Source organism: Acidithiobacillus sp. TH-A117 (assembly GCF_057473465.1).
Genome location: NZ_JBYCKQ010000039.1, coordinates 1 through 15,504, shown reverse-complemented (window position 1 = coordinate 15,504; position 15,504 = coordinate 1). Strand labels below are relative to the sequence as shown.

Annotated in this window: 14 protein-coding genes and 1 other RNA gene; all 15 read left to right on the top strand. The window is 59.4% G+C overall.

Going from position 1 to position 15,504, the window contains the following annotated elements; all coding sequences use genetic code 11:
• Nucleotides 1-164: RNase P RNA component class A (gene rnpB / locus AC2VLR_RS09710), an RNA gene on the top strand; the annotation flags it as partial.
• Between the two features lie 320 nt (nt 165-484).
• Nucleotides 485-940 carry a division/cell wall cluster transcriptional repressor MraZ gene (gene mraZ, locus AC2VLR_RS09705; RefSeq protein ID WP_215843043.1) on the top strand — a complete coding sequence of 152 codons (456 nt, stop codon included), beginning with the start codon at nt 485-487 and terminating at the stop codon, nt 938-940.
• Nucleotides 937-1,896: a 16S rRNA (cytosine(1402)-N(4))-methyltransferase RsmH gene (rsmH, locus tag AC2VLR_RS09700; protein ID WP_486881947.1), complete on the top strand. Its 960-nt coding sequence runs from the start codon at nt 937-939 to the stop codon at nt 1,894-1,896. Before mraZ ends, rsmH begins: the two co-directional genes overlap by 4 nt.
• On the top strand, nt 1,886-2,149 hold the full coding sequence (gene ftsL / locus AC2VLR_RS09695) for a cell division protein FtsL (RefSeq protein ID WP_101536518.1): 264 nt from the start codon (nt 1,886-1,888) through the stop codon (nt 2,147-2,149). The genes rsmH and ftsL overlap by 11 nt, the downstream gene beginning before the upstream one ends.
• Nucleotides 2,146-3,924, top strand: a complete 1,779-nt coding sequence (locus AC2VLR_RS09690; RefSeq protein WP_486881946.1) for a peptidoglycan D,D-transpeptidase FtsI family protein — start codon at nt 2,146-2,148, stop codon at nt 3,922-3,924. The genes ftsL and AC2VLR_RS09690 overlap by 4 nt, the downstream gene beginning before the upstream one ends.
• Nucleotides 3,911-5,362 (top strand): UDP-N-acetylmuramoyl-L-alanyl-D-glutamate--2,6-diaminopimelate ligase, encoded by a 1,452-nt coding sequence (locus AC2VLR_RS09685; protein WP_486881945.1) that lies wholly within the window; start codon nt 3,911-3,913, stop codon nt 5,360-5,362. Before AC2VLR_RS09690 ends, AC2VLR_RS09685 begins: the two co-directional genes overlap by 14 nt.
• Nucleotides 5,359-6,711, top strand: coding sequence for a UDP-N-acetylmuramoyl-tripeptide--D-alanyl-D-alanine ligase (locus AC2VLR_RS09680; protein WP_486881944.1), 1,353 nt, complete (start codon nt 5,359-5,361; stop codon nt 6,709-6,711). The genes AC2VLR_RS09685 and AC2VLR_RS09680 overlap by 4 nt, the downstream gene beginning before the upstream one ends.
• Complete coding sequence (gene mraY / locus AC2VLR_RS09675; RefSeq protein WP_486881943.1) at nt 6,711-7,793, top strand: phospho-N-acetylmuramoyl-pentapeptide-transferase; 1,083 nt, start codon at nt 6,711-6,713, stop codon at nt 7,791-7,793. Before AC2VLR_RS09680 ends, mraY begins: the two co-directional genes overlap by 1 nt.
• Before the next feature lies 1 nt (nt 7,794).
• A complete protein-coding gene (murD, locus tag AC2VLR_RS09670; RefSeq protein ID WP_486881942.1) occupies nt 7,795-9,144 on the top strand; it encodes a UDP-N-acetylmuramoyl-L-alanine--D-glutamate ligase in 1,350 nt (449 codons plus the stop codon).
• Complete coding sequence (gene ftsW / locus AC2VLR_RS09665) at nt 9,141-10,319, top strand: putative lipid II flippase FtsW (protein WP_486881941.1); 1,179 nt, start codon at nt 9,141-9,143, stop codon at nt 10,317-10,319. Before murD ends, ftsW begins: the two co-directional genes overlap by 4 nt.
• A complete protein-coding gene (murG, locus tag AC2VLR_RS09660) occupies nt 10,312-11,394 on the top strand; it encodes an undecaprenyldiphospho-muramoylpentapeptide beta-N-acetylglucosaminyltransferase (RefSeq protein WP_486881940.1) in 1,083 nt (360 codons plus the stop codon). The genes ftsW and murG overlap by 8 nt, the downstream gene beginning before the upstream one ends.
• Complete coding sequence (gene murC / locus AC2VLR_RS09655) at nt 11,387-12,781, top strand: UDP-N-acetylmuramate--L-alanine ligase (RefSeq protein ID WP_486881939.1); 1,395 nt, start codon at nt 11,387-11,389, stop codon at nt 12,779-12,781. Before murG ends, murC begins: the two co-directional genes overlap by 8 nt.
• On the top strand, nt 12,778-13,701 hold the full coding sequence (gene murB / locus AC2VLR_RS09650) for a UDP-N-acetylmuramate dehydrogenase (RefSeq protein ID WP_486881938.1): 924 nt from the start codon (nt 12,778-12,780) through the stop codon (nt 13,699-13,701). The genes murC and murB overlap by 4 nt, the downstream gene beginning before the upstream one ends.
• The gene (locus tag AC2VLR_RS09645) at nt 13,694-14,620 is read left to right on the top strand and encodes a D-alanine--D-alanine ligase (RefSeq protein ID WP_486881937.1); all 927 of its coding nucleotides are present in this window, start codon (nt 13,694-13,696) and stop codon (nt 14,618-14,620) included. The genes murB and AC2VLR_RS09645 overlap by 8 nt, the downstream gene beginning before the upstream one ends.
• Complete coding sequence (locus AC2VLR_RS09640; protein WP_486881936.1) at nt 14,613-15,467, top strand: cell division protein FtsQ/DivIB; 855 nt, start codon at nt 14,613-14,615, stop codon at nt 15,465-15,467. Before AC2VLR_RS09645 ends, AC2VLR_RS09640 begins: the two co-directional genes overlap by 8 nt.
• The last annotated feature ends 37 nt before the right edge of the window (nt 15,468-15,504 follow it).

Genomic DNA, 15,504 nt, shown 5'->3' with positions numbered 1-15,504 from the left:
GTAACGGAAATGGCAGGGAAAACCCCGCCTGGAGCAAGATCAAATAGGCATGCGATACCGTGGTCCGCGGTGCATGCGGGTAGATTGCTGGAGCCTGCGCGTAAGTGCTGGCCTAGAGGAATGGTCGTCCACGACAGAACCCGGCTTATCGGCTCACTCCACTTTTTTCATCGATTCCGCAGCAAAATCCTGCAACACCTTGGCACATATATCGCAACAAATTGATTAACAAGAAGTTATATTATGTCTCTGACATCCGGCACAGCTTGTCAGAATTACCTGTAAACAAATGGGTAAATCACTTTGTACTGCATAATCCATATATTACACGAATCCTTTAATGTGTTTTATACCTCTTCATAAACATGCGCTAACATGCCGTAATTATTCAATATTTATCCTTGACAGCAAGCCGCATCCCCACTAATCTTCACGATGTGGGGAAAAGTGGGTCAAAGTGGAAGATTCTGGAGAAGGCCGCAGCATGTTTAGGGGAACGCATCGACACAACCTCGATAGCAAGGGACGCATGAACGTCCCGGCGCGTTTCCGTGACTGGCTGAATGCCCACTGTGATGGCCAGATAGTGGTGACCATCGACGTGCAAAGTCGTCCCGGGGAACATTGTCTGGTGGCTTACCCCCTACCCACCTGGGAAAAAGTAGAGGCCAAGGTGGCCGAACTGCCCAGCAACAATCCCAAGGCCCGGCAATTCCAGCGGATGTTCGTCGGGCAATCAGAAGAAATGCGTCTCGACAGCCAGGCCCGCATCCTCCTCTCCCCCAACCTGCGCCGCTTTGCGGAAATCGACAAGGAATTGGTGGTCGTCGGCCAGATCAACAAATTCGAGATCTGGGACGCCCAATGCTGGGACCGCTACCAGGAAAACAGCCTGAGTGATAACGAAGGTTTCGCCAGCCTGGGAGATCTCGTCCTGTGAATACGCCCGCCCCCGGATCGCATGTCACCGTCCTCCTGCAGGAAAGTGTCGCGATGCTCCTGCCCGCGCTCGGTGCGGGGGCCGTGCGGCGTTGCGTGGATGCTACCGGCGGCCGTGGCGGCCATAGTGCAGCATTACTGGAACACCTGCAGCATCAGGATATGCTCCTGATTCTGGATCGCGATCCCAGCGCTATTACCGCCCTGCAAGAGCGTTTCGGCCATGACGAACGGGTGGTCGTACGTCAGGCGCGCTTCAGCGAGATTCGCGCCGTGCTGCAAAGCCTCGGTTGGGATAGTGTGGACGCCATTCTCGCTGATCTGGGCGTTTCCTCACCCCAGCTTGACGAAGCGGAACGCGGTTTCAGCTTTCTGCGTGATGGTCCTCTGGATATGCGCATGGATCCCGATACGGGTATCAGTGCGGCAGAATGGCTGAATACTGCCTCGGAAACAGAAATCAGCCAGGTCCTGAAAAATTATGGTGAGGAGCGCTTTGCCCGCCCCATTGCCCGTAAAATCGTCCAGGAACGTAACCAGACTCCCCTGCAGCGCACCGGTCAACTAGCTGCTCTGATCGCCGCTGTAGTTCCCCGCCATGATCCCGGATTCAATCCAGCGACCCGCAGTTTTCAGGGAATTCGCATATTCATCAATCACGAACTGGAAGAGCTGGAACATTTTCTGCCCGAAGCCATGGCAGCGCTACGGGCGGGCGGGCGTTTGGCCATTATCAGCTTTCATTCCCTGGAAGACCGCATGGTAAAGCGGTTTTTTCGGGCAGATGATTTTCGGATCAGCAGCGATTTGCCGCTGCGCGCGGCAGAAATCCCGCCCTTACCCTGGCAGGCCATTGGCAAAAGCCTGCGGGCCAGTGCCGAGGAGGTCCAGATGAACCCCCGTTCCCGTTCTGCCGTACTCAGAGTTGCCGAAAGGAGTGATCGTCATGCGGCGTAGCACTGTGATTCTTGCCATTCTCATCATGGTCACCCTGATCGGTATAGTGGCAGCCCGGGAAAACACCCGCAGTCAGTTCATTGCCCTGCAGGAAGCGCAGGCCAAGCATTTCGCCCTGGACAATCGCTGGGGACAACTGCAGCTGGAGCAGGCCACCCTCGCCTCCAATGCCCGGGTAGGGGATATTGCCCGCCAGAAGCTGGGCTTGAGCGCGCCGAAGAACAATCAGATCGTGATGGTGAAAGCCCAGTGAGCCCTGTCTCTGTCCATCCGGCAAAAATCCCCGTCCGCGCCTTACCGGCGTGGCGGGCGACTGCCGTGTGGGCAGCCGTAACGCTGGCTTTCGCTAGCATCATGGTCCAAGCCTGGCGTGCACAGGTGGAACATGGCCGGTTTTTGCGCGACCAGGGCGCCCAGCGCTATTTGCGCCACTTTCCCTTACCGGTACAACGCGGTCCCATCGTTGACCGCAATGGCAAGCCCCTGGCCCTATCGGTCCCGGTCAAAACCCTCTGGGTTGACCCGCAGATTTTCAGCCAGCAGCAGCAACAATGGCCGCAAGTCGCTGCGGATCTGGGGATCAGCGTCAACGAGCTACAAACTCGCGTCCACAATGGCGGCAGCCATTTTGCCTTTATCGCCCGGCAGATTGATCCCGAGCGCGCCGAAAAAATCACAGCACTACGGGTTCCCGGATTGCATAGCCTGAATGAAAATCGTCGTTATTACCCTGCCGGGAGCATTGCCGCCCCGCTCATCGGCTTTACCAATGTCGATGGTAACGGTATTGAAGGCCTGGAACTGGCATATAACCAGTGGTTGACGGGCAAGGCCGGGGAAGAGACCGGCTTGCGTGACAATTACGGTCATCCCCTGAGCTTGCGTGGTCCTGCGCACGCTGCCCGGCCCGGCAAGGATCTGACCCTGAGCATCGATCGCCATCTCCAGTATGTGGCCTACACCAGTCTGGCCTCAGCAGTACAGCGTTTTCAGGCCCGTTCGGGAGCCGCAGTGCTGATGGATGCGCAAAGCGGCGAAGTGCTGGCCATGGTCAGTTATCCGGCTTTCAACCCTAATGATCGCAGCGATTACCAAGCGGCTCTTTACAACAATCGGGCCATTGCCGACACCTTCGAGCCGGGCTCGGTCATGAAACCCTTCACCATTGCCGCCGCGCTGGACGACCAGAGCATCCAGCCCGATGCCACTTTCAACGTCAACACCAACTGCTTTCGGGTGGCCCGCTTCTGCATTCAGGATGATGTTCGCCACAACAATCTGGATCTGGCCCAGGTACTCAAGTATTCCAGTAACATCGGCGCGGCCAAAATTTCCCTGCGCACACCGCCGGCCGACCTTTTTCATATGCTCCAGCAGGCTGGTTTTGGGCAGAGCAGTGGCCTCGGACTTCCCGGAGAAAGTTCCGGAACCCTGCCCGCCTGGCAGGGTTGGGATATTGCCCGCAGAGCGGCCATGGCTTACGGCTATGGTCTGTCCGTCACCCCCCTGCAACTGGCCGCAGCCTACGGGGCCATTGCCAACCATGGTGTGTATGTAGCACCGACCCTGATCCGACAGGAAAATCCCGGTGCTAAAGGCACCCGGATCATGCCCGCCGCCACCGCCGCACGCCTGACTCAGTGGCTGAGCGGCGTCACCGGCCCCGGGGGCACCGGCTTTCTGGCCAGCATTCCTGGATACAGCGTGGCGGGCAAAACTGGAACTTCCATCATGGCCAACGGCAAAGGGGGCTTCCATAAAAATCAGGTGAATACCACTTTTGTCGGTTTTGCGCCGGCCCGGAACCCCCGCCTGGTCATGGCTGTGGTGGTGCGGGGTCCTACCCAGGGCTGGCGCTATGGCGGGGTCGTTGCTGCCCCGGTTTTTCGGGTGACCATGGCGGCCGCCCTGCAAAGCATGGGTATCCAACCGAATCCCGCGCTCTTGGAAAGTGCCACGGCAGCCCATCAGGCGTCAGCCAGCGAAACCCAGCGTTGGGCGGAAGGAGCGGGTGATGCCGCGCACTGAAAAACTCTCCCGACTTTTCGATGATCTGCCTAACGCGCTGGCAGCACTGAATGTGACGGGTATTGAAACCGATACCCGCCGCTTACAACCCGGTATGCTTTATGTGGGCTTGCGCAACCATCCTGGAGAGGCTGACCAGTATTTAGTCCAGGCCTGGCAGGCGGGTGCCGCTGCCGCAGTCCTTGAAGCCGATCAGGAAGCCATGATTTCGCAAGAAAACGGGCAGCCCTGCTGGCAATGCACCAATCTTCGTGAAAAGCTCGGTCACGCCTTGCGGCGCTGGCATCGATGGGATGAGCAGGAAGCGCCGCTGCTCATCGGCGTGACCGGGACCAATGGTAAAAGCAGTGTGACCCGCCTGATTGCCGAATTGGCGCCGCAACCCGCCATGCTCATCGGGACCCTGGGTTACGGTCCGGTCAACGCTCTGGTCGCCCATGCCAACACCACACCGGAAGCCGTGCGTCTGTGGGAAACCCTGGCCGTGCTCCGCGCTCAAGGTGCCAAGGTCATTGCTCTGGAAGTTTCCTCTCATGCCCTGGCCCTTGGTCGGGTAGCGGCCGTGCCTTTTCAGGTGGCGGTGTTTACCAACCTCAGTCGTGACCATCTGGATTTTCATGGAGATATGCAGCATTACGGCGCCGCCAAGGCCCGTCTGTTCCGTTTTCCGGAATTACAACTGGCGGTTTTGAATCGGGATGAGCCGTTTTCCGAAAAACTGACCACACAGATAGACCCCCGGGTACGCATCATCGGCTTCGGCAAGTCTTCCGGCAATTTCCAGTTGAAAGACCTGCATTCCGGAGCCAGCGGTACCCTACTGACCGTCGAGAGTGCAAAGGGCACTCAGCAATGGCGAAGCCCGCTCATTGGCGATTGTAATGTGCAGAATTTAATGGCGGCCCTGGCCACTGCCGAGGGGCTGGGCTGGACGGTCACGGAGGCACAGATACGCCAGCTTGATTTGCCGGAAGGACGCTATCAGCGTCTGCCCCCTGAGCCGGGCAAGGCCCAGGTGATGATCGATTATGCCCACACCCCGGATGCTCTGGAACGGGTTCTAAAAGATCTGCGCGCCATCGTCAAGGGAAAAATCCATCTGGTATTCGGCTGTGGTGGGGATCGGGATCGGGGTAAACGTTCGGAAATGGGTCGCGTAGCCGAGCGCTTTGCCGATCATGTCATCATTACTGACGACAACCCCCGTAGCGAAAACCCTGCAAGCATTGTTCAGGACATTCTGGCAGGCATGCACAATCCCACTGTCGCCGAAGTCATTCATGAACGGGCAGCCGCTATCCATAAAGCCATTCGTCAGGCGGAACATGGAGACTGGGTATTGATCGCCGGCAAAGGCCATGAGCGTACCCAGGAAATCCAGGGTCAAAAATTCCCCTTTCAGGATCAGCAGGTCGCCATGGAGGCTCTCCGATCATGATCCGTTACGCACTGAATGATATCGCCCGCATCACCGGTGGCCAATTGCTGCCGGGCAGCCAGGGCAAGGACGAAATTCACGGAGTCGCTACCGACAGCCGTCACCCCATGCTCGGCAAACTATTTGTGGCCCTTGCCGGAGAGCGCTTTGATGGGGCGGATTTCGTCCCGGCGGCACTCGCCCAGGGCGCCAGCGCGGTGCTCTGCCAGCGTCCGGTGGAGGCCCCGGGAATCCTTGTTAAAGATACGCTGCTTGCCTTCCAGAAGCTGGCGGCGCAGTGGCGGCAACGCTTCAGCATCCCTCTCGTGGCGATTACCGGCTCCTGTGGCAAAACCACAGTCAAAGAGGTTCTGACTGCCATCCTCAACGAGCGCGGGCCGGTGCTATCCACCCATGGCAATCAGAATAATCACCTGGGCGTACCTCTGACCCTGGCAAGGCTGGGCGCGGAACATCGTTATGCCGTACTGGAAATGGGCATGAATCATGCCGGAGAGCTCACAGTGCTCAGCGGCCTCGCCAAACCCACCCTGGCTTTAATCAATAATGCCGGGCCGGCCCATCTCGCCGGGCTGGGGAGTGTGGCGGCTGTTGCGGCGGCCAAAGGCGAAATTCTTTCGGGACTGGACGCACAAGGCATTGCCATTCTCAACGGCGATGATACCTATGCCGATTTCTGGGCGGAAAAAGCCCCGGGCGAAATCTGGCGCTTCAGTCTGGAGCAACGTCCAGCTCGGGTACAAGGACAATGGCAGGCCGGATCCGATCTGTATCAGCAACTCGAAGTACGCGCTCCGCAAGGAGAATTCACCCTCGAAGTACCCCTGCCCGGCAAACACAATGGCGCCAATGTCCTGGCTGCGGTCACGGCGGCCCTCGCCCTGGATGTGGATATTGCCCAGATTCAGCGGGCCGTGGCCGGATTGCAGGCGGTTCCCGGACGTTTGCAATGGCGACCGGGACTGGCTGGCAGCCGTCTTCTCGACGATACCTATAACGCCAACCCCGCCTCCCTGGAAGCCGCACTACGGGTTCTGGCAACCCAATCCGGTCAGCGCATTCTGGTTCTGGGGGATATGGGCGAGCTGGGCCCCGACGCCGCACTGTATCATCATCAGGCAGGTCTGCTGGCCCGCCAGTTAGGCATTGATGCCCTCTATGGATTGGGACCGCTGGCTGCCGAAGCAGTCGCTGCTTTTGCAGCGGATGCCGAACACTTCCTGGACATGGAACCGCTGCTTGCCAGACTGCAACCCCGGCTGAACCCGGAAACCGTGGTGCTGATCAAAGGCTCCAGGGCAGCGCACATGGAACGAGTGGTGCAAGCACTCATGGCAGGAGAAGCCTGATGCTTTACGCTCTGTTCATGCAACTCGGCCAGGTTTACCACGGGTTTTATGTGTTTCAGTACCTGACTCTGCGCGGCGTGCTGGCCATTCTGACTGCTCTGGTGCTGTCCCTGGTGATCGGACCTTTTTTTATTGCCCGTTTGCGCTATTACAAAATCGGCCAGATGGTGCGTAATGACGGACCGGAAAGCCACTTCAGCAAGCAGGGCACACCCACCATGGGTGGTGCCCTGATTCTCCTGGTGGTCATCATCACCACTCTGCTCTGGTCAGACCTGCGCAACCCGTTGGTCTGGGTCGCCATCATCACTACCCTGGCTTTTGGCGGCATCGGCTTTATCGACGATTGGCGCAAATTACGCCGTCAGAACACCAAAGGTCTTTCCGCACGGGCTAAATACGGACTGCAATCCCTCTTTGCCCTGGCGGCTGCCGGGGTCCTGTACGGGCTGGCCAGCAAAGCCGTGGAAACCAGCCTGATTATTCCTTTCGTTCCCCATGTCCTGATTCCCCTGGGTTTCGGCTTTATTATCTTCAGCTATTTCGTCATCGTAGGGACGTCTAATGCGGTCAATCTGACCGATGGGCTGGACGGTCTGGCCATCGTCCCCACCGTTATGGTAGCGGCGGCGCTGGGCATATTTACCTATGTTTCAGGCAATGCGGTGTTCGCCCATTATCTGGATCTGCCCTGGGTACCCGGCTCCGGCCAGATGCTGATTTTCTGCGGTGCCCTGGTCGGTGCCGGACTCGGCTTTCTCTGGTTCAACACCTATCCCGCCGAGGTATTCATGGGCGATACCGGAGCGCTGGCTCTGGGTGCGGCACTGGCCATCGTCGCCATCATCGCCCGTCAGGAACTGGTGCTGGTGATCATGGGCGGGGTTTTTGTCATGGAAACCCTCTCGGTGATGATCCAGGTGGCTTCGTTCAAATTGACCGGCAAACGGGTATTTCGCATGGCCCCCATCCACCATCATTTTGAAAAAAAGGGCTGGCCGGAACCGCGCGTGGCGGTGCGCTTCTGGATCATCACCATCATTCTGGTGCTGATTGGCCTTTCCAGCCTGAAGATCCGCTGACATGAGACTCGACCAGCAAAAAGTATTTATTCTCGGCTTCGGTAAAACCGGTCAGTCCCTGCTGCGCACGGCCCTGCGCCTGGGCGGACAATGCCAGGTGGCCGACACCCGCCTGCTGGAAAATGCCGATGCCCTGCGCCAGCAATATCCTGGTGTGACTTTTCATTTCGGCCCCCTTCCCGAGAACCTGCTGCTGAACAGTGACCTGCTGCTCCTCAGTCCCGGCATTGCCCCCGGCCTTCCCGCCCTGTGCAAGGCCCGTCAGTCCGGCATTCCGGTGCTGGGCGATATTGAATTGTTTGGTCGTCTGGCCAAGGCGCCGATCATAGCCATCACCGGCAGTAATGGTAAAAGTACGGTAACCACCCTGGTCAGTGAGATGGCTCAAGCAGCAGGGCTACGCGTAGCTACTGGCGGCAATCTGGGTACCCCGGCCCTGGAACTGTTACCCGAGAACGGTCCCGAACCGACATGGTACATTCTCGAACTTTCCAGCTTTCAGCTCGATGCCTGCAGCACATTCCGGCCCCGGGTAGCCAGCATTCTGAATCTCAGTCCTGATCATCTCGACTGGCACGGCGACTACCAGCAGTATGGCGCCGCCAAGTGCCGCATTTTTCAACAGATGGGACCGGGCGACACCCTGGTTTTGAATGCCGAAGACCCGTTTACCGCCAGCTTGCCCGGGCAGGTAGCGCCCTCTGTGGACATCCGCTTTTTCGGTCTGCAGGATGCCTCAAGGGATGCCTATGTGGACCAGGAACATCTGACCCTGCGCCGAAGTGGGCCGCTGCTCCCGCTGGCGGATTTGCGCATGCGCGGCGGACACAATATTGAAAACGCCCTGGCCGCAGCGCTGCTCGCCGAGGCGGCACAATTTCCCCAGGCGGCAGTGCAACAGGTATTACGCACATTTGCCGGCCTGCCCCATCGCCTGGCCTGGGTCGGCGAATATCGGGGTGTCCAATATTACGATGATTCCAAGGGCACCAATCTCGGCGCGACCCTGAAAGCCATGGGGGGCTTGCCGGGACCGCTGGTCATGATTCTGGGGGGAGATGCCAAAGGCGCAGATCTCCGTCCATTGCAGGCGGCCTGCCGCAAACAACGGGCAGCTATCGTCCTCGGCAAGGATGCCGACACCATCGCCAGACTGCTGGACGGCATCGTGCCCGTTGAGTACGCCAGCAACATGCAAGATGCGGTTCAGAAAGCGGCGTCCAAAGCCCAAGCGGGCGATCAGGTACTCCTGTCACCGGCCTGCGCCAGTACCGATATGTTTCGGGATTATCAGGACCGGGGCCAGCAGTTCGCTGCCGCTGTCACAGCGCTGTCAGGAGCTGCCCAATGAAGCGTCCGAGCTGGTGGCTGGTAGAAAACGGACCGGCAGATACGGTCTTGTGGTGGATTATTCTCATCCTCCTGGGTTTTGGGCTGATCATGGTGTACTCCGCCAGCGCTCCCATCGCCCAGCATGAAACCGGCAACGCGTTTTTCTTTGCCGAACGTCAGGGCCTCTATGTGATTCTGGCAGCTGCCGTCCTCTATTATTTCAGTCGCATTGATCTCGATTTCTGGGAACGAATGACCTTTCCGCTCATGGCTATTTCTCTGGTGGCCTTGATGATGGTGTTTTTACCGGTCATCGGAGTTGCGGTGAACGGTTCGCATCGCTGGATCAACTTCATCATTGTGCGCCTGCAACCCTCTGAACTACTGAAGTTCGCCCTGTTGCTATTCCTTGCCCGCTACGTGGTGCGCAAAGGCGAACTGCTGGGTAAATTCAAGGAAGGTCTCTGGCCGATTTTTGTGGTACTTGGCCTACTCGGCATACTCCTGCTGCTGCAGCCGGATTTCGGTTCATTTGCCATGGTGGTATTGCTGACCGGTGTCATGCTGTTCCTGGGTGGCCTGCCTATCGGTTATGTTTTCCTGGCGGGAATCGTATCTGGAAGTGCGCTTGGCGTACTCGCCATATCTGCCCCCTACCGTCTGGCCCGCCTCACCGCCTTCCAGAACCCCTGGGCAGATCCCTATGGCGCAGGGTTCCAGCTGGTACAGTCCCTCATCGCCTTTGGCCGGGGCGGGATTTTCGGCGTGGGCCTGGGCGACGGCATCATGAAATATTTCTACCTACCGGAATCTTATACCGATTTCATTCTGGCCGTCATTGGTGAAGAACTGGGTATGATCGGGGTCTGGGCGCTGGCCATATTCTACAGCGTGGCCTGCTGGCGGATTTACCGCATCGGACGTCGTGCCGCCGCCGCCGGAGACGCTTTTTTTGCCCTGTTCTGCTATGGCACCCTGACCTGGTTCGGCGGCGAAGCGGTGATGTCCATGGGCGTCAATCTGGGCGCCCTGCCCACCAAAGGATTTGCCCTGCCACTGATCAGCTATGGTGGCAGCGCCCTGGTGTTTCTCTGTGCCGCACTGGGTGTGGTGCTGGGCGTCAGCCGGCGCTACCCTGCCGTTGCCCGCGCCAAGCATGAGGCCCTCAGCCCGCAGGAGGCGCAACATGGCTGAGCGCGTACTCATTGCTGCAGGGGGTACCGGGGGGCATGTGTTTCCGGCCCTTGCCGTCGCCGATGTACTGCGCGATCAGGGCGTGGAAGTGGCCTTTGCCGGCACCAGCGCGGGCATGGAAGCGCGGCTGGTGCCGGAACGGGGCTATCCCCTGCACCTCATCGAGATGCAGGGGGTCCGGGGAAAGGGACTGGGCCGCTGGCTGCGCGCGCCCTGGCGGGTCAGCAAGGCGGTCCTGCAGGCCCGGAAGATCATCCAGCAGACCCAGAGTCAGCAGGTGCTGGGCATGGGTGGCTATGTCACTGCCCCAGTGGGACTCGCGGCCTGGAGCATGGGCCGCCCCCTCTGCCTGCATGAACAAAACGCCATTGCCGGCCTCAGCAATCGCCTGCTGGCCCCTCTGGCCAAACATATTTTTCTGGGCTTTCCAGAAACCCGCTTACCCCGGGGAGAGTGGGTCGGCAATCCGGTGCGCCAAAGCATTCGCGATTTACCCACCCCCGCCGAGCGCTTTGCCGGGCACCTTGGCGTCCCCCATTTGTTGATCATGGGCGGCAGTCAGGGTGCCAAGGCACTGAATAGCGTCAGCGTCGCCGCCATTGCCGCCATGCCGGAAGAACAGCGTCCGCAAATCTGGCATCAGACCGGCAGGGATCATCTCGAAAGCACCCGCTCCGCCTATACTGAAGCCGGTATTGACGCCCGGGTCGAGCCTTTCATCGAAGATATGACTGCAGCCTTGGGCTGGGCCGATCTGGCCCTGTGCCGGGCCGGTGCAGCCACGGTTGCGGAACTGGCTGCGGCTGGTCTTGGGGCTATTCTCGTGCCTTTTCCCTTTGCCGTTGACGATCATCAGGCCGCCAACGCCCGTTTTCTGGAAGCGGCGGGAGCGGCACGAATGCTCCGTCAGGAAAATCTTCACGCTCGGGAGCTTAAGGATATTTTAGCCCCCCTGCTCAGCGATTCGGCCTTACGCCTGCGCTGGGCAGAAGCAGCTCGACAACACAGCCGGGGGGACGCCGCCACAACTGTCGCCACTATCTGTATGCGCCCGGAAGGAGAAAAACATGCGTAACTGGGTTCGTCAGATTCATATGGTAGGCATTGGCGGCAGCGGCATGCGCGGCATTGCCGAAGTGTTGCTGAATCTCGGCTATGCGGTGTCTGGATCAGATCTGCAGCCCGGCAGTTCGACTTTACGACTCACCGATCTGGGTGCCCGTATTTTCAGTGGCCATGCCGCTGCCAATGTGCGCGGCGTCGATGTCGTGGTGATTTCCTCGGCCATCCCGGAAAGCAACCCCGAAGTCCAGGCCGCCCGGGAATTACGCATTCCGGTGATTCGCCGCGCCGAAATGCTCGCCGAACTGATGCGCTTCAAACAGGGCATCGCCATTGCCGGTACCCACGGAAAAACCACCACCACCAGTCTGGTCGCCAGCATTCTCGGCGCTGCCGGTCTGGATCCCACCTTTGTGATTGGCGGGCGACTGAAAAGTGCCGGTACCCATGCCGCCCTGGGCAGTGGTGAATATCTGGTGGCTGAAGCCGATGAGTCCGATGCCTCCTTCCTCTATCTGGCTCCGGTCATGGCGGTGGTCACCAACATTGATGCCGACCACATGGAAACCTATGGAGACAATCTCGACAATCTCCGCGCTGCCTTTCTTCAGTTTCTGCAGCGTTTGCCCTTTTATGGTCTTGCGGTACTTTGCACGGACGAACCCATGGTCGCGGGACTGATCCCGGAATTGCGCACCCCCGTACTGCGCTACGGTTTTGGTGCCGATGTGGACCTGCAAGCCCGCCAGGTGACCGTCAAGGGGGTCGGCAGTCATTTTGAAGTCTGGCGGCGCGTGGACAGTGACTATGTTCAATGGCTGGATGTGGAACTGGGTATCCCCGGGCAACATAACGTCCTCAATGCCCTGGCCGCCATCGGCATTGCCAGCAAGGTCGGGGTGCCGGAACACATCATCCGCAGTGCCCTGGCGGATTTTCGGGGCGTCGGCCGGCGTTTTGAGCAGGTGGGGGAATTTGCGGGCATCACCATTGTGGACGATTATGGTCATCATCCCCGCGAACTGAGTGCCACCATTGCCGCTGCCCGGGCCGTATGGCCTGATCGTCCCCTGGTAGTCGCCTTCCAACCCCATCGTTACAGTCGTACCCAGGCCTTGTTTGGTGATTTTGTCCAAAGTCTGGCCCAAGCCGATCAGGTCATTCTCACCGATATTTACAGTGCCGGTGAAAAGGCCCTTCCGGGTGTCAGTAGTCAGGCCCTGAGTGAGGCCATGCGCGCTCAGGGGATAAACGTGCGCTATCTGCCGGAGCTGCTGACGGCACCAGCTCAAATTCGTTCCCTCCTGCCTGCTGACGCGGTATTGCTGACCATGGGTGCGGGCAGCATTGCCCACCTGGCCGGCCAGTGGGCCGAAGTGTTTGCGGAGGAAATTCCATGATAGGGGCCATGACACAGGCCACGACACCGGCTATCGCACCCGTCATCGGCGGCCGTCTGCGCCTCGGCGAACCCATGCAACGTCACACCAGTTGGCGGGTGGGCGGACCGGCTGATCGCTTCTACCTGCCAGGCACCCTGGAAGATCTGCAGGGATTTTTGCGGCGCTTTGCGGTCCCGCCCCTGACCTGGTTGGGGCTGGGCAGCAATGTGCTGGTCCGTGATGGTGGACTGCGCGGCACTACCATCTGCCTCGCGCACAGCCTGGATCAGATTATTCTTGCAGAAAGCACCCTGCTCCGGGTCGGTGGCGGTGCCGGGGCGGTAAAAATCGCCCATTTTGCCGCCAAGGCCGGACTGGCTGGCGCCGAGTTTCTGGCCGGAATTCCGGGCACCCTGGGGGGGTGCCTGAGCATGAATGCCGGAGCCCACGGCGGTGATACCTGGAGTCTCGTGGAATGGGTGGAAGTCATCCACCCCCATGGCGAAATCCAGCGCCTTGCTCCCCGGGATTTCCAGATCGGCTACCGGGAAGTCAATGGTCATGGCGATGCCTGCTTCATCGCCGCCGGACTGCGTTTGATTCCCGAAGCCAGGGATAAGGTGATGCAACGCTTGCGCGGCTGGCAGGAAAAACGTGCGGCTACCCAGCCCCTGGAATGGCCGAGCTGCGGCTCGGTTTTCCGGAATCCGCCCGGCGATCATGCAGCACGCCTGATAGAAGCCGCCGGCTTGAAGGGATGCCGCCGGGGAGAAGCGGAGGTCAGTAGCCAGCATGCCAACTTCATCATCAACCGGGGCCAGGCCCGGGCTGAAGATATTGAAAGCCTGGTCGCAGAAGTCCAGGCCCGGGTCGAGCAGCAATTCGCCATCACCCTGCAAGCGGAGATGCGCATTCTCGGGGAGGCGCATCATGCTTGATGTCCTGCATGTAGGTGTGCTCTGCGGTGGCCCCTCGGGCGAACGCGAAGTATCACTGCTCAGTGCCGAGGCGGTCCTCGCCGCCCTGCGCAGCAACGGCATAGAAGCAGTCAGCATCGATATCGAGCCGGCCCGGCTGCAGCAACAACTCCAGGATGCGCAGATCGATTTTGCCTTCAACGTCTGTCATGGAGCCATCGGTGAAGATGGCCTGCTCCAGGCGGTATTGGAAACCCTCCACATTCCCTATACCGGCAGCGGTGTGCTCAGTTCGGCGCTGGCCATGGATAAATGGCGCTCCAAACAGATCTGGAAAGCAGCTGGACTTCCCGTCACTCAAGGCATCCTGCTGCGTCCCGGGCAGCCTCTTCATGAACTGGACAGAAATTGGGGATGGCCGCTTTATGTCAAACCCAATCATGGTGGTTCCAGTCTCGGGGTCAGTCGGGTGAATGGGCCGGAAGCACTGGACGCCGCTCTGGTCCAGGCTTTCGCGCTGGAAGATGAAGTTCTCTGCGAAGCGGGCGTCATTGGTCACGAGGCCACGGTCGGCATTGTCGATGGCCGGGCCCTGCCCCCCATTGTCATTGAAACCAGCCACGCATTTTATGATTACCATGCCAAGTATCTGGCCGACGACACCCGGTATCTGCTGCCCTCCGGACTGGGGGCGGTCAAGGATGGGGAATTACAGGAACTGGCGCTCAAGGCCTTTGCCGAACTGGGTGGTAGGGATTGGGGCAGGGTCGACTTCATGATCAGCCAGTCCGGGAAAATCCACATTCTGGAAATCAACAGCGTTCCCGGTATGACCAGTCACAGCCTTGTCCCCATGGCCGCCAAGGCCGTGGACATGAGCTTCCCCGAATTATGCGAGACCATACTGCGCACGGCGCAGAGGAGAGTGAATCATGGTTAGTGTCATGCGTGATTATCGCCACGGACAACAGCCACAACGGCCTGCCGCCACCCTGAAAGAGCCCCCCAAAGCGTCCCGGGCGGCCCCGGTCAAAGCCGCTCCTGCCAAGGTCCATACACCCCTGCCCTGGAAACTGTACGGCCGGGTGCTCGTGGGTAGCCTGGGCATCAGCCTGCTCGCCTGGGGCGGATGGACAGGATGGCAATGGCTGCATCAGCCCTCCCTGATGCCCATCAACACCCTGACCATTACCGGCAGTTCAACCAGAATCCCTCTCGCTGAAATCAACAGCGTCCTGAAACCCTATGCCGCTCAGGGTTTTCTCTGGGCCAATCCGGACCAAATTCGCCAGTCTCTGGACAAGCTGCCCTGGGTGGCCGATGCCGAAGTACGCAGGGTCTGGCCCGACCGCCTGCAAGTCAGCATCAAATCTTACACCCCGGTCGCCCGCTGGCTGGGCGGAGCAGGACAAATGGTTGATGGCCAGGGACAGATTTTCAGCGTCCCCCCGGCCCAGGTTCCCAATGGACTCCCCAACCTTGCCGGTCCCGCCCAGAGTGGCAGCCAATTGCTGACCCAACTGGCGAAATTCAATGCCATCGTGGCGCCATTGGGACTGAAGGTCATATCCCTGGAGCAAGATCAACGTGGTGGCTGGCGCTGCATTCTCAGTAACCAGGTGCGTCTGCTGCTCGGCAGCGAAGACGTCCTACCTGCTTTGAAACGCTGGGTGGCCATTGTCCCCCAGGTCAAGGAATACCTGGTTCCCGGAGCCACTATGGATCTCCGCTATACCAATGGTTTTGCGGTCGCCATGCCCTCAGCGACCACCGTCAACAGTCAGTAACGGATCCCGGATCCGAAGGAGAGAAAGCAAATGAAAC

Bases quoted from the DNA above. Each gene is read 5' to 3' on its own strand.
- AC2VLR_RS09645 (WP_486881937.1), top strand. From the start codon at position 13,694: ATGCTTGATGTCCTGCATGTAGGTGTGCTCTGCGGTGGCCCCTCGGGC.
- murG (WP_486881940.1), top strand. From the start codon at position 10,312: ATGGCTGAGCGCGTACTCATTGCTGCAGGGGGTACCGGGGGGCATGTG.
- ftsW (WP_486881941.1), top strand. From the start codon at position 9,141: ATGAAGCGTCCGAGCTGGTGGCTGGTAGAAAACGGACCGGCAGATACG.
- mraY (WP_486881943.1), top strand. From the start codon at position 6,711: ATGCTTTACGCTCTGTTCATGCAACTCGGCCAGGTTTACCACGGGTTT.
- murC (WP_486881939.1), top strand. From the start codon at position 11,387: ATGCGTAACTGGGTTCGTCAGATTCATATGGTAGGCATTGGCGGCAGC.
- murB (WP_486881938.1), top strand. From the start codon at position 12,778: ATGATAGGGGCCATGACACAGGCCACGACACCGGCTATCGCACCCGTC.
- murD (WP_486881942.1), top strand. From the start codon at position 7,795: ATGAGACTCGACCAGCAAAAAGTATTTATTCTCGGCTTCGGTAAAACC.
- AC2VLR_RS09680 (WP_486881944.1), top strand. From the start codon at position 5,359: ATGATCCGTTACGCACTGAATGATATCGCCCGCATCACCGGTGGCCAA.
- AC2VLR_RS09640 (WP_486881936.1), top strand. From the start codon at position 14,613: ATGGTTAGTGTCATGCGTGATTATCGCCACGGACAACAGCCACAACGG.
- AC2VLR_RS09685 (WP_486881945.1), top strand. From the start codon at position 3,911: ATGCCGCGCACTGAAAAACTCTCCCGACTTTTCGATGATCTGCCTAAC.
- ftsL (WP_101536518.1), top strand. From the start codon at position 1,886: ATGCGGCGTAGCACTGTGATTCTTGCCATTCTCATCATGGTCACCCTG.
- mraZ (WP_215843043.1), top strand. From the start codon at position 485: ATGTTTAGGGGAACGCATCGACACAACCTCGATAGCAAGGGACGCATG.